Annotated in this window: 7 protein-coding genes; 4 read left to right on the forward strand and 3 right to left on the reverse strand. The window is 30.9% G+C overall.

What is annotated here, in order from left to right; genetic code table 11:
* The coding region (locus tag QZZ53_RS16010; protein ID WP_296386552.1) for a WG repeat-containing protein at positions 1-822 on the forward strand (822 nt) is incomplete at its 5' end.
* Between the two features lies 1 nt (position 823).
* On the opposite strand, the gene QZZ53_RS16015 is transcribed toward QZZ53_RS16010, so the two are convergent.
* Positions 824-2,176: a DEAD/DEAH box helicase gene (locus QZZ53_RS16015; protein ID WP_296386554.1), complete on the reverse strand. Its 1,353-nt coding sequence runs from the start codon at positions 2,174-2,176 to the stop codon at positions 824-826.
* Between the two features lie 118 nt (positions 2,177-2,294).
* Between QZZ53_RS16015 and QZZ53_RS16020 the strand changes: the two genes are divergently transcribed.
* Positions 2,295-3,587, forward strand: a complete 1,293-nt coding sequence (locus QZZ53_RS16020) for an anthranilate synthase component I family protein (protein ID WP_296386556.1) — start codon at positions 2,295-2,297, stop codon at positions 3,585-3,587.
* Here QZZ53_RS16020 and QZZ53_RS16025 read toward each other — a convergent pair whose 3' ends face one another.
* Positions 3,588-4,277 (reverse strand): hypothetical protein, encoded by a 690-nt coding sequence (locus QZZ53_RS16025; RefSeq protein ID WP_296386558.1) that lies wholly within the window; start codon positions 4,275-4,277, stop codon positions 3,588-3,590. It lies immediately after the preceding gene.
* Positions 4,278-4,395: 118 nt separating this feature from the next.
* Between QZZ53_RS16025 and tilS the strand changes: the two genes are divergently transcribed.
* Both tilS and ade read left to right on the forward strand, forming a co-directional pair.
* Complete coding sequence (tilS, locus tag QZZ53_RS16030) at positions 4,396-5,715, forward strand: tRNA lysidine(34) synthetase TilS (RefSeq protein WP_296386560.1); 1,320 nt, start codon at positions 4,396-4,398, stop codon at positions 5,713-5,715.
* 46 nt (positions 5,716-5,761) lie between these two features.
* The gene (gene ade, locus QZZ53_RS16035; protein ID WP_296386562.1) at positions 5,762-7,381 is read left to right on the forward strand and encodes an adenine deaminase; all 1,620 of its coding nucleotides are present in this window, start codon (positions 5,762-5,764) and stop codon (positions 7,379-7,381) included.
* Between the two features lie 3 nt (positions 7,382-7,384).
* On the opposite strand, the gene QZZ53_RS16040 is transcribed toward ade, so the two are convergent.
* The coding region (locus QZZ53_RS16040) for a hypothetical protein (RefSeq protein WP_296386565.1) at positions 7,385-7,902 on the reverse strand (518 nt) is incomplete at its 5' end.

The raw sequence follows: 7,902 nt of genomic DNA on the forward strand, positions 1-7,902 counted from the left end.
GCATATATAGCTATTTATGAACAGGTTAATAAAATAAGACCATCAAACCAATTGCTCATTCTTTTTCGTACTATAGATAATAAATTTACTCTTAAAGTATATGATATTGAAAAAAAGAAATTTGTAAAAACGTTTTTAGATACTGTAGATGATATAGATTTTCAGATTTTAGATGAGATGGTTTGGGCACTTGAGTCTATGAAATTGACTTATAAAAAAGCTGCGATTCAAGGTCAGATGGAAATAAAATTAGTTGATAACGCTTTTCAAATTATATCAGACAAGAAACAAGCTTTAAAGCAGAAATCAAAAAAGAGCGATTATTATGATGATTCTGACGAAGTAGAAGAACCGATGGAATTTGAAAAACTTAAAAAAAAGAAAACACTACCTAAAAGTGATTCGATTTCTAAAACTTTAAAAGTAGTTGGTATAGTTAAAAACCATAGCGTATTTCAAGATACAGATAAGCTATACTTTGAAAATCTGAGATATAGAAAACAAGATTATAGTTTGGGATTTAAAGAAGGTAAGGTTGGACTTATCGATAATAAAGAAGGTGAATATATAATTCCAACTAAGTATGATGCCATCTATAAAATAAATGATTTCTCAGCTTTTTTGATACAAAAGGATAATAAGTATGGTATTTATTTTTCATACACAGACGAACTTATTAAACCTATCTTTGATGATATACCTGTGGTATTTAGAAAAGCATATAATGGTAAAGGCTTAAACTTAATAGCATTGTTTGATAAAGAAACACAAAAACTAAAGTGTTATTCAACTTTTGATGGAAGCCTTTTTTATATAAAGTAACTTATTTCTTTTTATTACGTCGATTGTAATTTTTATCGCCTCTAGTTTTTGGTTTTTTATATTTCGCGGCAATCTTAAATTTGTATGAACCACCTAAGTTTTCTTTAGAATTCTTCTCAGATTTTTCATGGAAAGCTGGTCCAGGAGCATCTTCATCTCTACGTTTTGTAGGATTGTTGCGTTCTCTAATTTGTGGACGTTCTTCTTCTATTAATTCTGTTGATATTTCAACATCTTCAGGAAGCTCTATAGTCTCAATACTCATTTGCATAAGTTCTTCTAATCGTTCTCTTCCTTCTTGTTCTTTCTCAGTAGATAAAAGTATGGTGTGACCTTCCTTTTCTGCACGACCAGTTCTACCTATTCTGTGCATATAGTTTTCAGGATAATCAGGTGTGTCAAAATTAATAACATGTGAGATATCTTCAATATCTAAACCTCTTGCCATTACATCTGTTGCAATCAAAAGACGATTTTCACCTTCCCTAAACTGTTCAATACTTCGTAATCTGTAATTCTGTGTTTTATTAGAATGAATAACACAAGATTGATTAGGAAATAATTCTTCAAGCTTATCAAAAAGACGATCAGCCATTCGTTTATAAGCCACAAAAATTAAGACTCTAGAAAATTCTTCTTTATCGTGAAGTAAATGTTCAAGCAAATTTACTTTAGTATAAAAATTAGTAACATTGTAGCGCTCTTGTTTAATGTTTTCTAAAGGAGTACCAGAAACTGCAATCGAAATCTTTTTTGGGTTAATAAAGAAATCTGTGATTAATTCGTCGACATCTTTAGTCATCGTTGCTGAAAACATAATGTTTTGACGACGTTCTGGTAAAATATCAAAAATATTCATTAATTGATGTCTAAAACCTAAATCGAGCATCACATCAACTTCATCAATTACTAATTTCTGAATCGATTTTAATTGCAAAACTCTGCTCACAGCCAAATCGTACAAACGTCCTGGTGTTGCTACAATAATATCTTGTCCTTGAGAAACAGCTTGCTTTTGCGTATTTATATTAGTACCACCATAAACTCCCAATACTCTATTATTGATGTATTTAGAGAATTTTTCAATTTCACTAACCACTTGTACAACTAATTCTCTTGTAGGAACTAAAACTAAAACTCTTGGATTGTCTTGTGTAGAGTATTTGAGATTTCGTAAAATAGGTAGCATATAAGCCAACGTTTTACCAGTACCAGTTTGCGCAATACCAACGACATCTTTGCCAGAGGCAACCACATTAAATGATTCTGCTTGTATTGGAGTAGGTATTGTAAACCCTAAATCCTCTAATGCATTATATAGTGGAGTATTTAAATTTAAATCGTTAAAAGTCACAGTATGGTTTTAAGTTGCAAAGATACATTTTCCTATTTAGTAGTATTTTAGTTTTATAAAGGATCTTGAATTTTATTTCAAGTTTAAATTTAGGTAAATTGCACTAATTATATTTCTATTGAGAACTACGGTCAATCATTCATTAAAACATCCCGAAAACTTTAAGCAACAACTCTTATGTTGGAGTCAGCAATTTGATGATGTCATATGGTTAGATTCAAATAAACATAAAGATAAGTATAGTAGCTACGATGCTATATTGGCTGTAGATGCTTTTACTTCCTTAAAGACAGATTGTTTTGATGCTTTTGGGCGTTTAGCAGAATATCAGTCATCAACTAAAGACTGGGTTTTTGGTTACCTCACTTACGATTTAAAAAACACTACAGAGCGTTTAACGTCTAAAAATTTTGACGGATTAGATTTTCCTGAGTTGTATTTTTTTCAACCAAAAAAGTTATTTCTATTTAAAGATAATACTGTTGAGGTTCAGTATTTGAAAATGATAGATGATGAGATAAAAAATGATTTGTTGGATATAGAAAACTTTAACAATCCTACAATCGAAGAATCGAAGAATTCAATCAAAATTAAACTCCGAATTCATAAAGACGAATATTTCGAAAAAGTGAATACAATGTTAGCACATATTCAAAGAGGTGATATTTACGAAGCTAATTTTTGTCAAGAATTCTATGCTGAAGAGAGTGTGATTAATCCAATAGATACTTTTACAAAGTTGAATAAAATTTCTAAGCCACCTTTTGCAACGTTTTTAAAAATAGAAGATAAGTACTTGTTATCTGCGACTCCAGAGCGTTATATTAAAAAAGAAGGCGATTTAGTGATTTCTCAGCCTATTAAAGGAACAGCAAAACGCTCAATAGATAAAGCGGAAGATATAAAGCTCGCAGAAGGTTTATCTAAAGATCAAAAGGAGCGTAGTGAAAACATAATGATAGTAGATTTAGTACGTAACGATTTATCGCATACTGCTGCCAAAGGAAGTGTAAAAGTTGAAGAATTATGTAAAGTGTATTCGTTTTTGCAAGTGCATCAAATGGTTTCTACAATTTCATCAAGAATATCCGAAGATGTAAAACCTATTGATATACTAAGAACTACATTTCCAATGGGAAGCATGACAGGAGCACCAAAAATATCAGCAATGAAAATCATTGAAGATTTAGAAGAAACCAAACGCGGTTTATATTCTGGTAGTGTAGGGTACTTTACTCCAAATGGTGACTTCGATTTTAATGTAATTATTAGAAGTATTCTTTATAATGAAACCAAAAAATATATTTCATATTCCGTTGGTAGTGCAATTACTACGAAAAGTGATCCTTTAAAAGAATATGAAGAATGCCTAATAAAAGCTAAAGCTATGCGCGAGGTTTTAGAGAATTAATTATTCTAAATGTCGTCTAAAACTCTTTTTAACCTTTTCAAAAATAAGTTCTACACGAGAGATTTCTATATTTTTGATTCGAGCAATATCCTCAAAATTAAGATTTCCAAAAATGTATAAATCCACAATATTAGAAATATTAATAGGTAGCCAATCGTAAAAACGTCCAAAAGTCTTAGGTGATTCAGAAACTGATAAATCTTCAAGTTCAAAAGCTCTTAAAATCGACGTTTCTTTATCAGCATACAAATACAAGTGATTATTATGATCTTGATGATACGAAATATCATTTAGTTCAGTATTTAATACTAAATCTAAATCAGCATCAATTGTGTAATCCTCGCTGAGTTTAGATAATTCATCTTTAAGAATCGAATCTGTGCTAATGGTGTTTTTATGATAAGCTTCTTTTTTAAAGAGCTCATTCATGTAATTATCAACGAGTTTAAAAAGTTCTAATTTAACGGCCATTGCTTCAGCTTCAATATTAAAACCATGACTATAGAGTAGAATAATACTTTCATCAATTATGCCATTAGAAGAGTACATGTTTTTCGGTAAAATTCCTGTTGTCTCGGCAATATAAATTCTATGCTTAACATAAGGATGTAAGTGTGGTACAGCAGAAAGTACCTTTTTATCAAAGGCAGTTTGTGCAGATTTTGATGATATTTCTATAAAAGTGCTCATAAATTATGTTTTAAAATGTTCCTTAAAGCTATTCAATAATATAACCATTTTTTATGACTATTATCATTTTTACAATAATCAAAATTGTGTGCCTTGGTCATTATTGTATCTTTACCTAATGCTTAAGGACTTAAAAAAACATATTGCTGCAAACTTAAAATTCTTAACAGAAACGCGATTAATAATTGCTGTTTCTGGTGGTGTAGATAGTGTGGTTTTAGCTCATTTATGCAATAAATTAGATTTAGATTTTGTATTGGCGCATTGTAACTTTAACCTGCGAAATGAAGAAAGTAATGCAGACGAAGATTTTGTGTTAGAGTTGGCTGAACAATTAGATGTAGAAGTTTTTATTCAAAATTTTGAAACACAAGCCTATGCAGATCAGCATAAATGTTCTATTCAAATGGCTGCACGAGAATTACGCTACGATTGGTTTAATGAATTAGCAGAACAATTACAATTCGATTATATATTAACAGCGCATCATGCAGATGATAACCTCGAAACATTTTTAATCAACTTTACACGAGGAACAGGATTAAATGGTTTAACAGGAATCCCTGTTGTAAATGATAATGTAGTGAGACCATTGTTGCCGTTTTCGAGAGATGTGATTGAGGTTTATGCAAAAGAGAATCATATAAAGTGGAGAGAAGATAGTAGTAATTCGTCTCGAAAATATTTAAGAAATAAATTGCGTCATGAGGTTGTACCGATTTTGAAAGAAATTAATCCTCAATTACTAGATAGTTTTCAAAATACATTAGCGAACCTTAATGATACAGCAGACATCGTTGAGGAAAGTCTCAATACAATTGCAAAAAGAGCTGTTACTAAGATTGATGATAATGGAATCAGCTATAAAATTTCAGAGCTCAAAAAAGTAAATAATCCTAAAGCATATTTATTCGAGATGTTTAAAGATTATGGATTTACTGAATGGAATGATGTTGTGGGTTTGTTAGACGCTGAATCAGGTAAGCAAATCTTATCCAATTCATATCGCCTTATTAAGCATCGCGAACATTTAATTTTAACAGAGTTAAAGTCAAATACAGTACAAAATATTATATTGAGTGCAGTCGAAGTGGAAAAAGGAATTATTGAAACATCAATAGGAAAATTAATATTTCAGAATGTTGATTCTATTAGTAAATCAAGTCCTAATGAATTTTTTTTTGATAAAGACAAGATTGAATTCCCACTTGAGTTACGACTCTGGAAAGAAGGAGATTTCTTTTATCCAATAGGAATGAAAGGCAAAAAGAAAATTAGTAAATACCTTAAGGATGAAAAACTATCTCTGGTTGAAAAAGAAAACACTTGGGTTTTAACTTCAGAAGATAATATCTTTTGGGTAATTGGTAAACGAGCAGATAATCGTTTTAGAATAACAGAAACAACTAAGAATATTCTAAAATTAGAATTGAAGTAATTTGTAATTCCGCACTTGATGCGGAATCCACATAAAAATTTGAAATTTGAAATTAAAAGGAAACATAGTAGATATACCTAATCGCAAAATCTACAAAGGAGAAATTACCATTGAAAACGGTAAAATAAAAAGCATAGAAGAAAAGCACTGCGAAGAAAACCATTACATCTTACCAGGTTTTGTAGATGCACATATTCACATAGAAAGCTCTATGCTCGTACCTTCTGAGTTTGCTAAAATTGCAGTTAAGCATGGTACAGTCTCGACAGTTTCAGACCCTCACGAAATTGCTAATGTACTTGGTGTTAAAGGTGTTGAGTTTATGATTAATAACGGTAAGCAAACACCATTTAAATTCAATTTCGGTGCACCTTCTTGTGTGCCAGCTACATCTTTTGAATCTGCAGGAGCAGTCATAGATTCAGATGATATTAAAACCTTAATGGCAAATCCAGATATTAAGTATTTAGCAGAAATGATGAATTATCCCGGAGTCATTTATGACGATGGAGAAGTTCTTAAAAAGTTAGAATGGACAAAATATTATAACAAACCCATTGATGGTCATGCTCCAGGATTAAGAGGAGACGATTTAACAAAATACATTTCTGCAGGAATTTCAACCGATCACGAATGCTTTACTTACGAAGAAGGTTTAGAGAAACTTCAAAAAGGTATGAAAGTCATTATTCGAGAGGGAAGTGCAGCCAAAAATTTTGAAGCTTTAATTAGGTTATTAGACGAGCATTATGAAAACATGATGTTCTGTAGTGATGATAAGCATCCAGATGATTTATTATTAGGACATATTAATCAGTTATGTGCTAGAGCAGTTGCAAAAGGTATTGATGTGTTTAAAGTGCTTCAAGCGGCTTGTGTTAATCCTGTAAAGCATTATAATCTAGATGTTGGTTTGCTGAATGTAGGAGATGTTGCTGATTGCGTTATAGTAGAAGATTTAAAAAACTTCAAAACAATTCAAACATACATCGATGGGGAATTGGTTTATAACAACGGAATTTCAATTATTAAACATGTTGAATTTGAAAATCTAAACAACTTCAACACAGATAAAAAACAAGTATCAGATTTTAGATTCGAATCTAATGCAAAACAAATAAGAGTTATTGAATGCTTAGATGGTGAGTTGGTTACAAATGAAATCATTGAAAGCGCAACAATTCAAAATGGAAATCTAGTTTCTAATACAGAAACAGATATTCTTAAAATGGTAGTTGTAAATCGTTATCAAAACGATAAGCCAGCCATTGCGTTTATCAAAAATTTTGGACTTAAAGAAGGAGCTATAGCATCTTCAGTTGGTCACGATTCTCATAATATTATTGCCGTTGGAGTTTCTGATGAAGCGATTTGCAAAGCCGTCAACCTCTTAATTGAAAATGAAGGTGGCATTTGCGCCATCAGTGATATTGAAGAAAAAGTAGTCGCACTTCCTGTAGCAGGCATAATGAGTGACCAAAATGCTGAAACTATAGGGAAGCAGTATTCAGAATTAGATAATATGGCAAAGGTCTTGGGAAGCAAGCTTCATGCACCATATATGAGCCTATCTTTTATGGGGTTGTTAGTAATCCCATCATTAAAACTGAGTGATAAAGGATTATTTAACGGCTCAGATTTTAAGTTTACGTCTTTAGAGGTTTGAAAATTACCAGTTAAACTTTAAAAATTTATATTCACTACTATCATTATTTGCTTCAAACACTACAAACCCATCTTCGACAATAAATGATTTAAAGTGAATTTTATCTTTACTATCCTTAAACTGTTTTGCATAAGTGCTAAACTCATCATGAATAGATAATAGCTGAATGGTATCTATACCAAAAAAAATCTTTTTGCCATAAATGTCTTTCATAGTTCTATGTTCAATTTCAATAGGGTAATTTGTAATGCGGTTGTTATAGCTAGACTTAAACTCTAAGAGATTTTTTTTTAAGTTTTCACCAGTATTTTTGTCAATTTGAAGCATATTTAATACATCAATGTCAGTATTTCCGTATGCGAATAATAACTTAGTATTGTTAACCTTATTTAAGGTGAAAATACAATCCATTTTGGATTGATTGTCATCAAAAATATCTGAGCTAAAAGGAGCTTGTATTTCCCATAAAGATTTCCCTGTGTCATCATATTTTTGAATATAATAACCTTTAAACTTTGTTA

Source organism: Winogradskyella sp., from assembly GCF_016744625.1.
Lineage (GTDB): Bacteria > Bacteroidota > Bacteroidia > Flavobacteriales > Flavobacteriaceae > Winogradskyella.